General features: G+C 73.4%; 13 protein-coding genes and 1 pseudogene. 8 read left to right on the top strand and 6 right to left on the bottom strand.

What is annotated here, in order from left to right:
• Positions 1 to 430 (top strand): annotated as a pseudogene (locus tag CCN56_RS32225) (ribonuclease BN); the annotation flags it as partial.
• A 26-nt stretch (positions 431 to 456) separates the two neighbouring features.
• Here CCN56_RS32225 and CCN56_RS32220 read toward each other — a convergent pair.
• Both CCN56_RS32220 and CCN56_RS32215 read right to left on the bottom strand, forming a co-directional pair.
• Positions 457 to 1,308: an ABC transporter permease subunit gene (locus tag CCN56_RS32220; protein ID WP_086831423.1), complete on the bottom strand. Its 852-nt coding sequence runs from the start codon at positions 1,306 to 1,308 to the stop codon at positions 457 to 459.
• The gene (locus CCN56_RS32215; RefSeq protein WP_086831422.1) at positions 1,305 to 2,213 is read right to left on the bottom strand and encodes an ABC transporter ATP-binding protein; all 909 of its coding nucleotides are present in this window, start codon (positions 2,211 to 2,213) and stop codon (positions 1,305 to 1,307) included. The genes CCN56_RS32220 and CCN56_RS32215 overlap by 4 nt, the downstream gene beginning before the upstream one ends.
• Before the next feature lie 134 nt (positions 2,214 to 2,347).
• Between CCN56_RS32215 and CCN56_RS32210 the strand changes: the two genes are divergently transcribed.
• From CCN56_RS32210 to CCN56_RS32200, 3 genes are all read left to right on the top strand, one after another.
• Positions 2,348 to 3,676, top strand: a complete 1,329-nt coding sequence (locus CCN56_RS32210) for a sensor histidine kinase (RefSeq protein WP_256962299.1) — start codon at positions 2,348 to 2,350, stop codon at positions 3,674 to 3,676.
• A complete protein-coding gene (locus CCN56_RS32205) occupies positions 3,673 to 4,353 on the top strand; it encodes a response regulator transcription factor (protein WP_086831420.1) in 681 nt (226 codons plus the stop codon). Before CCN56_RS32210 ends, CCN56_RS32205 begins: the two co-directional genes overlap by 4 nt.
• A 145-nt stretch (positions 4,354 to 4,498) precedes the next feature.
• Positions 4,499 to 4,996 (top strand): NUDIX domain-containing protein, encoded by a 498-nt coding sequence (locus tag CCN56_RS32200; protein WP_086831419.1) that lies wholly within the window; start codon positions 4,499 to 4,501, stop codon positions 4,994 to 4,996.
• Positions 4,997 to 5,044: 48 nt separating this feature from the next.
• Here the strand turns inward: CCN56_RS32200 and CCN56_RS32195 are convergent, their stop codons facing one another.
• A complete protein-coding gene (locus tag CCN56_RS32195) occupies positions 5,045 to 5,569 on the bottom strand; it encodes a hypothetical protein (protein ID WP_086831418.1) in 525 nt (174 codons plus the stop codon).
• A 109-nt stretch (positions 5,570 to 5,678) separates the two neighbouring features.
• Between CCN56_RS32195 and CCN56_RS32190 the strand changes: the two genes are divergently transcribed.
• The 3 genes from CCN56_RS32190 (at position 5,679) to CCN56_RS32180 (ending at position 7,264) form a co-directional block, all read left to right on the top strand.
• On the top strand, positions 5,679 to 6,419 hold the full coding sequence (locus CCN56_RS32190; protein WP_086831417.1) for a DUF6629 family protein: 741 nt from the start codon (positions 5,679 to 5,681) through the stop codon (positions 6,417 to 6,419).
• Positions 6,420 to 6,426: 7 nt separating this feature from the next.
• Positions 6,427 to 6,639, top strand: coding sequence for a hypothetical protein (locus CCN56_RS32185; protein ID WP_256962298.1), 213 nt, complete (start codon positions 6,427 to 6,429; stop codon positions 6,637 to 6,639).
• A gap of 124 nt (positions 6,640 to 6,763) precedes the next feature.
• The gene (locus CCN56_RS32180; protein WP_086831416.1) at positions 6,764 to 7,264 is read left to right on the top strand and encodes a peptidylprolyl isomerase; all 501 of its coding nucleotides are present in this window, start codon (positions 6,764 to 6,766) and stop codon (positions 7,262 to 7,264) included.
• Between the two features lie 99 nt (positions 7,265 to 7,363).
• Here CCN56_RS32180 and CCN56_RS32175 read toward each other — a convergent pair whose 3' ends face one another.
• The 3 genes from CCN56_RS32175 to CCN56_RS32165 all read right to left on the bottom strand — a co-directional run bounded on the left by CCN56_RS32175 (position 7,364) and on the right by CCN56_RS32165 (position 11,227).
• Positions 7,364 to 8,200: an NAD(P)H-binding protein gene (locus CCN56_RS32175; protein ID WP_086831415.1), complete on the bottom strand. Its 837-nt coding sequence runs from the start codon at positions 8,198 to 8,200 to the stop codon at positions 7,364 to 7,366.
• A gap of 120 nt (positions 8,201 to 8,320) precedes the next feature.
• Positions 8,321 to 8,569, bottom strand: a complete 249-nt coding sequence (locus tag CCN56_RS32170; RefSeq protein WP_041133175.1) for a type B 50S ribosomal protein L31 — start codon at positions 8,567 to 8,569, stop codon at positions 8,321 to 8,323.
• A 126-nt stretch (positions 8,570 to 8,695) separates the two neighbouring features.
• On the bottom strand, positions 8,696 to 11,227 hold the full coding sequence (locus CCN56_RS32165) for a SpoIIE family protein phosphatase (protein WP_256962297.1): 2,532 nt from the start codon (positions 11,225 to 11,227) through the stop codon (positions 8,696 to 8,698).
• 186 nt (positions 11,228 to 11,413) lie between these two features.
• Here CCN56_RS32165 and CCN56_RS32160 point away from each other — a divergent pair, with 186 nt between their 5' ends.
• Positions 11,414 to 12,178 carry an alpha/beta fold hydrolase gene (locus CCN56_RS32160; RefSeq protein WP_086831413.1) on the top strand — a complete coding sequence of 255 codons (765 nt, stop codon included), beginning with the start codon at positions 11,414 to 11,416 and terminating at the stop codon, positions 12,176 to 12,178.
• Positions 12,179 to 12,468: the final 290 nt, after the last annotated feature.

The following is a 12,468-nucleotide window of genomic DNA, read 5'->3' as shown; positions in this document are numbered from 1 at the left end:
CGCCGCCCTCGCCGCCTTCGGCGTCACCTTCGGATCGGCCGTACAGACCGGGTACGAGCGGGTCTGGGACCTCCCCACCGCCCGCTGGCACACCATGTGGCGGCACGTCGTCTGGCTCGCCGTCCTCGTCGCCTCCCTGCTGCTCTTCGTCGCCTTTCCGGCACCCGACAACGCCCCGGCGGGCGTCACCACCGTCGTCGCCCTCGGCGCCGTCCTCACCGCGCTCGGCCTCCTCGGGCTGCGGATCTTCTCGCAGCTCGTCTTCTCCCCGCTGATCGCCTCGAACGCCGTGACGTACGGCCAGTTCGGCACCGTCCTCGTCCTCCAGTCCTGGCTCGTCGGCGTCGGCTTCGTCGTGTACGGAGGCGCCCTCGCCGGGCGCCTCGTCCACGAACACCTCGTCCGCCGCAGGCTGCGGCGCCTCCTGTGACCGCCGCCGGTCCCGGCGTCCGGCCGCTACTGGTCCCGGCCCCGCACCGCGAGCACCGTCACCACCGCCCCGGCAAGGGGCCACAGCGCGTACACCAGCCACGCACCGCCCGCCGACCAGGGGAACAACTCCTCGGCGGGCGGTCCCGCGTCCGCGAGCCGCTGCCAGGCGTGCAGCGGGGTCGCGTGGGCGAGCACCGCGCTCAGGTGACGCCGGTCCGTGAGCACCGCGGGCAGCAGCAGGAGCAGGACGAACGTGCCGACGATCGAGGCCGCGCTCTTCCGCAGCAGCGCGCCGACCGCCATCCCGACCACCGCGCACACCGGCGCGAGCAGGGCGGCGGCCACGACGACCCCCAGCGCCCCCGGGTGGGTGAGCGCCAGCCCGGCGCCCCGGGCCGACAGCACCGCCTGCGTCGCCCAGAACGACCCGAACGCGACCACCGCCCCGAACAGGACCTGTACCACCGCCACGACGAGGACCTTCGCCGCCATGAGCGAGCCCCGCGCCGGAACCGCCGTGAACGTCGTACGGATCAGTCCGCTGCTGTACTCGCCGACCACCGCGACCGCCCCCATGGCGGCCGAGGCGAGGATCAGGACCAGCACCGAGTTGTACGTGAAGGCGTCCCGCAGCGCCATGCCGTTCGCCTCGAACTCGGCCCGGCTCGCCGCGTCGTACTGGAACCAGTAGCGGTAGTGGTCCCAGGCGGTGCCGACGTTGAAGGCGACCACGGCGAGGGTGCCGAGCAGCAGCGACCAGCCCGTCGAGCGCAGCGACCACAGCTTCAGCCACTCCGACCCCACCAGGTCACGGAAACGGGCACGGGGCTCCGTCACGGAGGGCACGGCGGTCACGGGAAGATCGAGGGTCGTCATCGGGCGTCTCCTGCCAGGTACTCGACGCTGTCGGCGGTCAGTTCCATGAACGCCTCCTCCAGGGAGGCCGTACGGGTGGTCAGCTGGTCGAGCAGCACCCGGTGCTCCAGGGCCAGTTCGCCGATGCGGGCCGCCGGGAGACCGGTCACCGTCAGCAGACCCGCCTCCTCCTCGACCTCCGCCCCTTCCCCGAGCAGCAGCGCCGTCAGGCCCGCCCGGTCCGGCGTACCGACCATCACGCTCAGGCGCCTGCCCCGCGCGGCGAACTCCGTCAGGCTCTCCGCCGCGATCAGTGCGCCCCGCCCGATGACGACCAGCTCGTCCGCCGTGTGCTCCATCTCCGTCATCAGATGACTCGACACGAAGACCGTGCGGCCCTCCGCGGCCAGCCGCCGGAACAGGCCACGGACCCACTTCACGCCCTCCGGGTCGAGGCCGTTCAACGGCTCGTCGAACAGCAGCACCGGCGGATCGCCGAGCAGCGCGCCGGCGATGCCGAGCCGCTGCCGCATGCCCAGCGAGTACCCGCCGATCCGGCGCCCGGCCGCCCCGGCCAGGCCGACCTCCTCCAGGACCTCGTCGACGCGGGAGAGCGGGATGCGGTTGCTGCGCGCCAGGACCGCCAGATGCGCTCGCGCGGTCCTGCCGCCGTGCACGTCCCCGGCGTCGAGGAGCGCGCCGACGTGCCGCAGCCCGCGCGGCCGGTCCGCGAACGGCCGGCCGTCGACCGTCACCGAACCGCTCGTCGGCGCGTGCAGCCCCAGGATCATCCGCAAGGTGGTGCTCTTGCCCGAGCCGTTGGGGCCGAGGAAGCCGGTGACCCGGCCCGGCCGGACGGTGAAGGTGAGCGCGTCGACGGCGGTCGTGGCGCCGTAGCGCTTGGTGAGTTCCCTGACTTCGATCATGGGAACCACCGTGCCGCCCGGGCCCCGCGCCGGGCATCGGACCAGCACGGACAATCGCCCGGGGGTCCTGTCACCCCAGGTCGTACACCCCCGGTCCGATGTCCGCGCCGGGGACCGCCCTCTACGATCACCGCATGTCCGCCACCCCGTCAGCACCGTTCTACAAGAGGGTCACACCCGGCGGGTGGGCCGCCGTCGCCTGGGGCGCGGGCATGGCCTTCACCGCCCTCCTCCGGATCCGCCTGCCCGGCCAGGAAGGGCCGGACGTCTTCCCCGGCGTCGTCTTCCTGCGCTGGGACGGCCTCCTCCTGCTGACCGTCGGCACGCTTCTCACCCTGCGCGGCAGCGCCCTCCTGGCCCGGCGTCCGACCGCCGCCCTCAACCACCTCCTCGTCGCCACGGTCATCGCCTCCACCCCCCTCGGCGTCGACGCCATCCCCTTCGCCCAGTACCTCGCGGTCGACGTCGCCCTCTACGCCATCGCCGTCGGCCGCCCCCGCCGCGAGGCCTGGCGGGCGCTCCTGCTCGCCCTCGGCCTGCTCGTTGTCTATCTGGCAGTCCGTCTGCTCGCCGGCTGGAGCGCAGGCACCACGGGCACCCTCGCGGTCGCCCTCACCGCGCTCGTGGCCTGGCTCCTCGGCCGCTCGGAAGGACAGGCCCGGGAGTACGCGGAACGGAGCCGCGCCCAGGCCACCGAGCAGGCCGTCACCACCGAACGCCTCCGGATCGCCCGCGAGATGCACGACACGGTCGCCCACAGCATCGGCATCGTCGCCCTCCAGGCCGGTGCCGCCCGGCGCGTCATCGCGACCCAGCCCGAGGCGGCCCGCCAGGCCCTCGCCGAGATCGAGACGGCGAGCCGCGAGACCCTCGCGGGCTTGCGGCGGATGGTCGGTGCCCTGCGTACGACGGAGCAGGACGACGCCGCTGTGGTGGTCGCGGAGGACGTGACGCGTACCCCCGCCGCGACCGGTGCCCCGGGTTCGGCGACCGCCTCCGCGGACGCGGTCGCGACCGGCCGTCCGGCCGAACCCCGAGGCCTTCCCGAGATGCCCGGCCTCGCCGCCCTCGACCGGCTCGCCGAACTCACCGGGAACGCCGGCGTCCGGGTCGTCGTCCGCAGGGTCGGAGCCCCGTGCCCGCTGCCCCCGGACCTCGACCTCTCCGCCTTCCGTATCGTCCAGGAGTCCGTCACCAACGTCGTACGGCACTCGGGCGCCGACTCCTGCACGGTCACCGTGGACCAGCGCGACCCCGGGACCCTCGCCGTCACCGTCGAGGACCGCGGCCCCGTCCCCGGCCACGCGCGCGTGAGCCCCGGACCCGGCTCCGGGTACGGCCTGACCGGGATGCGGGAGCGCGTCGCCGTGCTGCACGGAGAGTTCAGCGCGGGACCCCGCCCCGGCGGCGGCTTCCGCGTCACCGCCCGCCTTCCCCTGCCCACAGGAGTCACCCCCCGATGAGCCGGACCACCGCCGAGCAGCCCGTCCGCGTCGTCCTCGCCGACGACCAGCCCCTGGTGCGCACCGCGCTCCGGATGGTCATCACCGACACGACGGACCTCGTCGTGGTCGGCGAGGCCGCGAACGGCGCCGAGGCCGTCCGTCTCGTCGAGGAGACCGGCGCCGACGTCGCCGTCATGGACCTGCGGATGCCCGGCACGGACGGCATCGAGGCCACCCGGATCATCACCGAGGGCCCCACCGGCGCCCGCGTCGTCGTCCTCACCACCTTCGACGACGACGACCACGTGTACGCGGCGCTCCACGCGGGCGCGTCCGGATTTCTCGTCAAGGACATGGCCCTGGACGACATCCTGGCCGCCGTCCGCGTCGTCGCCTCCGGCGACGCCCTCATCGCGCCCAGCGTCACCCGGCGCCTCATCAAGGAGTTCACCGACCGCCCCAGGAGCGCGCCCGCCGCACCACCCCGCCGCGTCGAGGGGATCACCGACCGCGAGCGCGAGGTCCTCACCCTCGTCGGGCGCGGCCTGTCCAACACCGAGATCGCCGGCGAACTCCACATCAGCATCGCCACCGCGAAGACCTACGTCACCCGGCTGCTCGCCAAACTGGACGCCCGCGACCGCGTGCAGCTCGTGATCATCGCGTACGAGGCGGGTCTGGTCTCCGCCGACTGACGGTTCCGACGGCCTGACGGTTCCGAAGGCCTGACGTCCGGGTGCGCTCACACGATCCGGTGATCCACTCGCGAGCCGCCGGCCGGGCCGCCCCGGACCGCTTGGATGGAGGAGACCCATTCGGTCCGTCGAGAGAGAGCCGCCCATGGCGAACACCTGGCTGCCGCCCGCCGAGTACGTCGACACGCTGCCGAGAGCGACGGCGTACGCCTGCCTCTACTTCACCGACACAGCCGGCCGCCCCTTCCAGCTCCGGGCCACCTACCAGACCCGGCAGTGGCAGTGGCCCGGCGGCAACATGGACCCGGGGGAGACCCCCTGGGAGACCGCCGTGCGCGAGTGCCGGGAGGAGACCGGGCTCGTCTTCACCGGTGAGCCGCGCCTCCTCGCCGCCCACTTCGTCACGGACCGGGGCGAGGACTGGCCGGCCAACCACATCGGCTTCATCTTCGACGGCGGCGAGCTGACGGACGAGCAGATCGCCGCCGTCGTCCTCGATCCGGAGGAGCACAGCGAGTACCGCCTGCGCACCCTGGACGAGTGGGAACGGGAGATGCACCCGCGCGAGTTCGCCCGCCTCGTCGAGATCGACCGGGCGCGGAAGACCGGGTCGACCGTGTACGTGGAGACCGGGGCCACCTGAGCGTGAGTGCGGGGCCCGTCCGCCGGGACGGGCCCCGACCATGGGCGGTCAGCCCCGGCAGCCCACGGGGTGGTGGGCGATGTCGACGACGAACCGCTCCGGCGAGTGCAGCTGGAAGGTCTTGAACGCGGGCTTGTGGTCGAAGGCGGCTCCGATGGTGACCACGCCCTCGAAGTCGCCGGTCAGCGCGACCCCCTTGAGCGCGGGCAGATTGATCTTCACGAGCCGGGGGCCGTGATAGACGGACCGGCCGGCGTCGTCGTGGGCGGCGGCGGGGGAGAGCTTGATCTCCAGGAAGAACCTGCCCGGCAGCGGGACCCTGTTCCCCGATCCGTCGTAGCGCAGCGAACGGACCTGATGGACGGTGACCGGGGGCATCTTCCCCCGGACGTCGATCACGAGCCGGTCGAAGGTGGTGTGGCCGCCCCAGCGGGCGTTGACGACCAGGGCCGTGGCCGGGGTCGAGGCGCTCAGGGCCGGAGCGTCGGCCGCGCCTGCCGGGATCGTGGCGCCGATCCCGGCGGTCAGCAGGATTCCCGCGGCAGCGGCCGCGAGGGTGTGGCGGTGATGCATGACGTCCCCCAATTTCTACTGTTCCGGGGACAGTGGTGTCACTGACAGAGACAACCACCACAACCATACGGTTCCACCCGATATAAGGGATATGGGGTAAAAGTTCCTCATGTGCTGGAGCGCGACCGCCGACCTCTGGGCGGGCCTGGGGATCGGCGCCGTCGGCGTGGTCTCCCTCGCCTCCGTACGCCGCCCCGGGGACGCGCCGCTCGCCGCCCTGCCCCTGCTCCTCGGCGCCCACCAGCTCGTGGAGGCCGCCGTCTGGCACGCGGGCGGCGGCACCGGGCCCGCCACCCTCGCCTGGGCCGTGATCGCCCTCCCCCTGCTGCCCCTCTGGGTGCCGCTCGGCGTCCTGGCCGCCGCCCGGCCGCGCCGGTCAGTGCCGCTCGCCGTCGCCGGGCCGCGCCTGCTCGTGCCGCTCGCCGCCACCCGGTCGCGTCTGCTCGTGCCGTCCGCCGCCGACCGGTCGCGCCTCCTCGTGCCGCTCGCCGCCGGCCTCGCGACCGCCTCGGTCCTCGCGTACCGGCTCGCCACCCGCCCCGTCTCGGCCGAGATCCGCGGCCACACCCTCGGCTACACCGTCGACCTGCCGTACGCGCCACTGGTCCTCGCCGGATACCTGCTCGCCACCGTCGGAGCCCTGCTCCTCGCCCGCGACCGGCTCCTGCGGATCCTCGGGCTCGTCACCGGCGCCGGAGCGGCCGTCTGCGCCCTCCTGTGGCGCACCGAGTTCGTCTCCACCTGGTGCGCGCTCGCGGCGGTCGCGTCGCTGCTGCTGCTCGCCTGGGTCCGAAGGCGGCCGAGGTCGGATCCGAGCCCGACCGTAACCCGACGGCCCCTCAGTAGTTGACCAGGGCATGAAGAAGCGCAGCATGCTCGCCATCGCCTCCCTCGCCGCAGGCGTCGTCACCGCCCTCGTCACCCCGCCGCCGCAGGCGAGCGCCACCGAGAACCCCCTCGGCGGCGCCACCGGCCTCCTCCAGGAGGACCAGACCGCGAACGTCCTCCACGAGACCGTCCAGGGCGCCGAGGGCGCCCTCCAGAACCAGCAGGGCGGCGGGCTGCTCTGACCCCGTGTCCCAGGTGGCGACCGGTGCCCCGCGTTCCGAGCGGAACGCGGGGCACCGGCATGCCGTGACCCGGTAGGAGGCGGCCCGTGCGCGCGCCGTGTGTGACTAATGACAGGATGTCCCCATGAGCAACGAGAACGTTTACTTCGACATCACCATCAACAACGAGCCCGCGGGCCGCATCACCTTCAAGCTGTTCGACGACGTCGTCCCGAAGACGGCCGAGAACTTCCGCACGCTCGCGACCGGCGAGAAGGGCTTCGGCTACGCCGGTTCCCCGTTCCACCGCGTCATCCCGAACTTCATGCTGCAGGGCGGCGACTTCACCCGCGGCAACGGCACCGGCGGCAAGAGCATCTGGGGCGAGAAGTTCGACGACGAGAACTTCAAGCTGAAGCACGACCGCCCGTTCCTGCTCTCGATGGCGAACGCGGGCAAGAACACCAACGGCTCGCAGTTCTTCATCACCACGGTCGTCACCGACTGGCTCGACGGCAAGCACGTCGTCTTCGGCGAGGTCGTCGAGGGCCAGGACCTGGTCAAGAAGATCGAGTCCCTCGGCTCGGCCTCCGGCGCCACCAAGGCCGCCATCAAGGTCGCCGAGTCCGGCATCGTGAAGGCCTGATCGCCTTCGCGATCTGAGTGAGGGCCCCGCGCCCTCGCTCGCCCACCCGGCCGGGGCGGGAACGCGGTCCCACGGACGAGCGTCCCCGCCCCCGGTACGTCAGGCGAAGGCGAGCGCGTTCCGCTCCGCCCATGCCGAGAAGGGCCGAGGCGCCCGCCCGAGCACCCGCTCCACGTCGGGGCTCACCCGCTGCTCGTCCGCGCGGGGTTCGCCCATCACCGACAGCATCCCGTCGACGGCCTCCTCCGGCAGGAACCGCACGAGCTGCGCCCGGGCCTCGCTCGCACTCTGCGGCACGAACTCCACCGGAACACCCAGCGCGCCGGCGAGCGCCCGCACCTGTTCGCGCGGCGAGACCGCGATCGGGCCGGTCAGGACGTACGTCCGCCCGGCGTGCGCCGGCTCGCGCAGCGCGGCTGCCGCGACCTCGGCGATGTCCGCCGGATCCACCACCGGCAGCGCCACATCGGCGAACGGCGCCATGACGGTACGGGCGGAACGCACCGGCTCGGCCCAGAGGAAGGCGTTGGACGCGAAGCCGCCGGGCCGCAGCACCGTCCACTCGACGCCGGACTCCCGTACCGCCGTCTCGAACGCGCGCAGGATCTCGTGCGACACCGAATCGGTCCGCGTCCCCACCAACTGCGAGGACTGGAACACGATCCGCCGCACCCCGCAGGCCACCGCCGCCGCCACGATCTCGCGCGGACGCAGCTCGTCCCCGAGCCCCGCGACGAGCAGATACACGGCCTCGGCACCCTCGAACAGCCCCTTGAGGCCGTCGACATCGGCCAGGTCGCCCTGCCGGTGCGTCACACCGGCGGGCAGGCCCTCGGCCGGACGGCGGCTCACCGCCGTGACCTCCTCGCCGGCCGCGGCCAGCAGCTCCACCAGCGGACGTCCAACGTTTCCGGTCGCTCCGGTCACCACGATCACAGCTGTTCCCCTCCAGGGAGTCCATGGCGCAGCGCGAGCGCCCCGCCCTCTTCGTGACCTCATCCTGGAAGGGAAACCGGCCATCTCCTGGCCAGTTTCAGGAGTCGACTCTCCCGGGGGTCACTCCTCCTCGCCGAAGCGCCGCTGGAACTTGGCGATCCGGCCCTCGGAGTCCACGGTCCGCGCCGTGCCCGTGTAGAACGGGTGGCTCTCGGAGGAGATCTCGACGTCGATCACGGGGTACGTGTTGCCGTCGTCCCACTCGATGGTCCGGTCGCTGGTCGCGGTGGACCGGGTCAGGAACGCGTACCCCGCCGAGCGGTCACGGAACACCACGGGGCCGTACTCGGGCTGCTTGTCCTTCTGCACGTGTCCTCCTCGGGCTGCCGCCCTGGCTCGTCCGGCCGCCTGATCGGCACGGCACCACCCAGCCTCCCCGCGCCCACGACCCCCGACCAGCGCCAGGCGCCCGACCGGGTGACGGGCCGGGAAGGCTCAGTCGTCCTCCGCCCACCGTGCCGCGAGCAGCAACGCGATGTCGTCCGGCCGGGACGTGGCCGCCCGGGCCTCCCGGATCAGCCGGTCGGCCGCCTCCGCGAGCGGCAGCGAACCGGTCGCGGCGAAGGCGCGGCTCAGCCGCTCGATCCCCTCGTCGATGTCGCGGCCCGGCTGCTCCACCAGGCCGTCCGTGAACAGCGCGAGGACGGCCCCGGGCGCCAGCCGCAGCCGCGTCACCGGGTACGAGGCCCGGGCGTCGACCCCCAGGACCATCCCACCCGCCAGGTCGATCGGCTGCGTCGTTCCGTCCGGCAGCCGCAGCAGCGGCTGCGGATGCCCGGCCCGCACCGCCCGCGCCTCACCCGTCTCCGGGTCGAGCAGGACGTAGCAGCAGCTCGCGAACTGCCCCGGGTCCAGGTCGATCAGGAGCCGGTTGGTGCCCCGCATCACGTCCTGCGGGCGGTGGCCCCCCAGCGCGAACGCCCGGACGGCGCTGCGCAGCTGCCCCATGGTGGCCGCGGCCGCCACGCCGTGCCCCTGCACGTCACCGATCACCAGGGCGAGCCGCCCCTGATCCGTCTCGATCACGTCGTACCAGTCGCCGCCCACGTCCATCCCCTGCGTGCCCGGCAGGTAGCGGCCCACCGTGTCCACCCCGTCCCGCACCGGCAGCCGGTGCGGGAGCAGCGCGTCCTGCAGCCCCCGCGCGACCGCCGACTCCGTGTCGTACCGCTGCGCCCGCTCCAGGGCCTGGGCGATCAGCCCCGCGAGCGCCGTGAGGACCGTCCGCTCCTCCGGGCTGAAGCCGCGCGGCTTGTCGAAGCCGAGGATGCAGGAGCCCACCGGCCGGCCCGAGGCGATCAGGGGGAGGAAGGCCCGCGCGCCCGAGTGCGCGTCCATCGGGAGGTCGGGATACGCCCGGCTCAGCTGCTCCATGGACTCGAAGAAGAGCGGCCTGCCGGTCGTCAGGGTCTCCACGCCCGGCATCCGGGTGTCCAGGGCCACCCCGTCGAAGGGTTCGAGGAATCCCGGCGGGAAGCCCGTCTCCCAGGCCAGGTAGAGGCGCCGGTCGCTCAGCAGGTAGATCGCCAGCTGTCGTCCGCCGAACGCCGGCAGCAGCTCCTCCGTCACCACCGCCGACACCTGGCGTGCCGTCACCGCCTCGGAGAGCGCGATCGCCAGGGCCACCGGCCGGTACAGGGCCGCCGCCCGGTCGCCGGGCGCGGACAGGACGTCGTCCGTCCTGCGGGTGTGCGAGGTGTCCGGCGCGTGCCGGGCCGGATTCTCCTCCGGGACCAGCACCATCGTCACCCCGTCCCGACCCGGATGGAGCGAGACCGACAGCCACCGTCCCCGTTCCGGACGGGCCAGGAAGCGCATCGGTTCGCCGGAGAGCAGGGAGGCGCGCAGCTGCTCCTCGTGGAAGGGGTGACCGAACCAGGGCAGCGCCTCCCACAGCGGCCGGCCCGCCAGCGCCCCGCGCGGCCGGCCCAGGAGCTGCTCGGTGCGCTCGTTGACGTACGTGACGCGGCCGAGCCGGTCGATCGCCAGGATCGCCCGCGGCAGCCGGTCCGTGGCGTCCGAACCGACCAGACCCGTACCGAGGTCCACGAGCGTGCCTTCGAGCCGCCCGCCGCCAGGAGGCCCCGTCCCCGGCGCGGTCCGTCGTGCCCGCGCGGACACCTCGAGCAGGTGCAGGCCGCCGTCCGGGCCCTTCAGCCGGATCCTGCGGACCGACGGCCGCCCGTCCGTCCCCGTGGCCTGCCGGGCCGCCGCCCACAGCGCGTACCCGTCCTCGGGATCGAGGAGGGACGTCAGCACCTCGATCGAACAGGGCGAGACGGCTCCCGTCCCGAGGACGGCGAGGAGTCCGTCGTCCAGCGTGACCATGCCCGTGTCCAGGTCCCAGGCGAAGGAGCCGAACCGGACCGGTGGTCCCGAACCGGTGGGCAGCTGCACGCACACCGGGTCGCCGGGCCACTCGACCTCCGTCCCCTGCCGGGCCAGGTCGGCCAGGGTTTCGCCGAGGCGGAGCGCGCCCCGCGTCATCCGGCTCCGGTCCCGGGCGTCCACCGGCACCCCCGGGCTCGGCGCCCGCAGTGCCACGAGAACGCCGAAGCGCTCACGGCCGGCGGTCACCGGCGCGTACAACGAGGCGAACGGGAACGGCAGGCTCGCGACCAGCTGGGGGAACCGCCGCATGGCCTCCTCGACGTCGGGCAGGTGGACGGACTGCCCGGATCGGTGGGCCTCCGCGACGGGGAACGGCCGGTTCACGTGCATCCGCCACCACGGACGGAACAACGACCCCGGCAGCCCCACCAGGACCGCGAGCCGCAGCAGCCCCGGGGTCCCGGACCGCAGGTACACCCCGCCCGCGTAACCGCCGACCTCCTCCACCGTCGTCAGCGCGGCCTCCGCGAGGGCCCACGTCAGCGCGCCGGAAGCGGGCCCGTCGTCGGCTCCGTTCCCGGACGTATGCCCGGTGCCGCCCGCCGGGCCGGGGCCGGACGCGCCGTGCGAGGTCACACAGCCAGCATGCGCCCGAGGCGAAAGCACCCGCATCCCGGCCCCGGTACGGGACGGATTCCGGACCCGACACGCTCCCGCGCGCCCCGGGCGACGGTGTTGACCCCACGCGTCCGTGCCGTCACACTCGGTCGTCGACCGCCGCCATCGGCGCGCGGCGGCACGACCTCGCGAGCAGGGGGCACGATGACGGGCCAGGTTCTTCCGTACGACGTACACGGCGAAGGCCCCGGGAGGGCCCTCGTACTGCACAACTGGTTCGGCGACCGCACCAGCTTCGCCCCGCTGCGCACCCACCTGGACGGCGCCGTCGGCACGTACGCCTTCGTCGACTGCCGGGGCTACGGCGAGGCCCTCGACCACGCGGGCGCCTACACGATGGAGGAGGTCGCGGCCGACGCCCTCGCGGTCGCCGACGACCTCGGCTGGGACTCCTTCTCCGTCATCGGCCACTCGATGGGCGGCAAGGCGGCTCAGCTGATGCTCCTCGACGCCCCGGAGCGGATCCGTTCGATCATCGGCGTCTCGCCGGTCTCCGCCGCCGGCTTCCCGCTCGACGGGGAGACCTGGGAGCTCTTCGCCGGAGCCGCCGACGAACCGGCCAACCGGCGCGCGATCATCGACAACACCACCGGCGGCCGCTACGACGACACCTGGCTGAGCGCACTCGTCGACCGGTCCGTCACCCGGTCCTCCGCGACGGCCTTCCGCGCCTACCTGGACTCCTGGTCCCGCACCGACTTCCACGAGCGGGTCCGCGACAACCCCACCCCCGTCCTGCTCGTCGTCGGCGCCCACGACCCCGCGCTCGGCAGCGAGGCGATGGAGGCCACCTGGCTGCGCTGGTACCCCAACGCACGCCTCGAAGTCCTCAAGGACGCCGGCCACTACGCCCCCGAGGAGACCCCGGAGGCCCTCGCCGAGGCCATCGAGGCCTTCCTCGGCGCCTGAGGCCGTCGATCTCATCCGAAGGTCGTCGGAGACGACGACTTTCGAGGACAGCGGCGGGGCCCCTCGGCAGTGGATCATCGTGCCCACGACCTCAGGGGGCGGTCTTCCAGGGACCGTCCACGACCGGGCAGGAGCACGACCGATGGGCCTCGCGCAGTCGCAGCACCGCTTTCTCGTACGCCAGAAGGTGACGCTCATGGCCAACCGCTATCTGGTGCACACCGTCGGCCCGGACGGCGAGGAGGGCGAACTCGTCGCCTTCGCCCACCAGAAGAGGATGGCGCTCAAGG

Origin of the sequence: Streptomyces sp. NRRL B-24572, from assembly GCF_002156145.1 — a bacterium.
In the GTDB taxonomy this organism is placed as follows: Bacteria; Actinomycetota; Actinomycetes; order Streptomycetales; family Streptomycetaceae; genus Streptomyces; species Streptomyces vietnamensis.
Note: the sequence above shows the minus strand (reverse complement) of the source record. Positions and strands in the feature narration are given on the sequence as shown.

What these genes read in the sequence shown, in the direction of transcription:
- CCN56_RS32220 (WP_086831423.1), bottom strand. Translation starts at nt 1,308, where the DNA reads ATGACGACCCTCGATCTTCCCGTGACCGCCGTGCCCTCCGTGACGGAG.
- CCN56_RS32215 (WP_086831422.1), bottom strand. Translation starts at nt 2,213, where the DNA reads ATGATCGAAGTCAGGGAACTCACCAAGCGCTACGGCGCCACGACCGCC.
- CCN56_RS32210 (WP_256962299.1), top strand. Translation starts at nt 2,348, where the DNA reads ATGTCCGCCACCCCGTCAGCACCGTTCTACAAGAGGGTCACACCCGGC.
- CCN56_RS32205 (WP_086831420.1), top strand. Translation starts at nt 3,673, where the DNA reads ATGAGCCGGACCACCGCCGAGCAGCCCGTCCGCGTCGTCCTCGCCGAC.
- CCN56_RS32200 (WP_086831419.1), top strand. Translation starts at nt 4,499, where the DNA reads ATGGCGAACACCTGGCTGCCGCCCGCCGAGTACGTCGACACGCTGCCG.
- CCN56_RS32195 (WP_086831418.1), bottom strand. Translation starts at nt 5,569, where the DNA reads ATGCATCACCGCCACACCCTCGCGGCCGCTGCCGCGGGAATCCTGCTG.
- CCN56_RS32190 (WP_086831417.1), top strand. Translation starts at nt 5,679, where the DNA reads ATGTGCTGGAGCGCGACCGCCGACCTCTGGGCGGGCCTGGGGATCGGC.
- CCN56_RS32185 (WP_256962298.1), top strand. Translation starts at nt 6,427, where the DNA reads ATGAAGAAGCGCAGCATGCTCGCCATCGCCTCCCTCGCCGCAGGCGTC.
- CCN56_RS32180 (WP_086831416.1), top strand. Translation starts at nt 6,764, where the DNA reads ATGAGCAACGAGAACGTTTACTTCGACATCACCATCAACAACGAGCCC.
- CCN56_RS32160 (WP_086831413.1), top strand. Translation starts at nt 11,414, where the DNA reads ATGACGGGCCAGGTTCTTCCGTACGACGTACACGGCGAAGGCCCCGGG.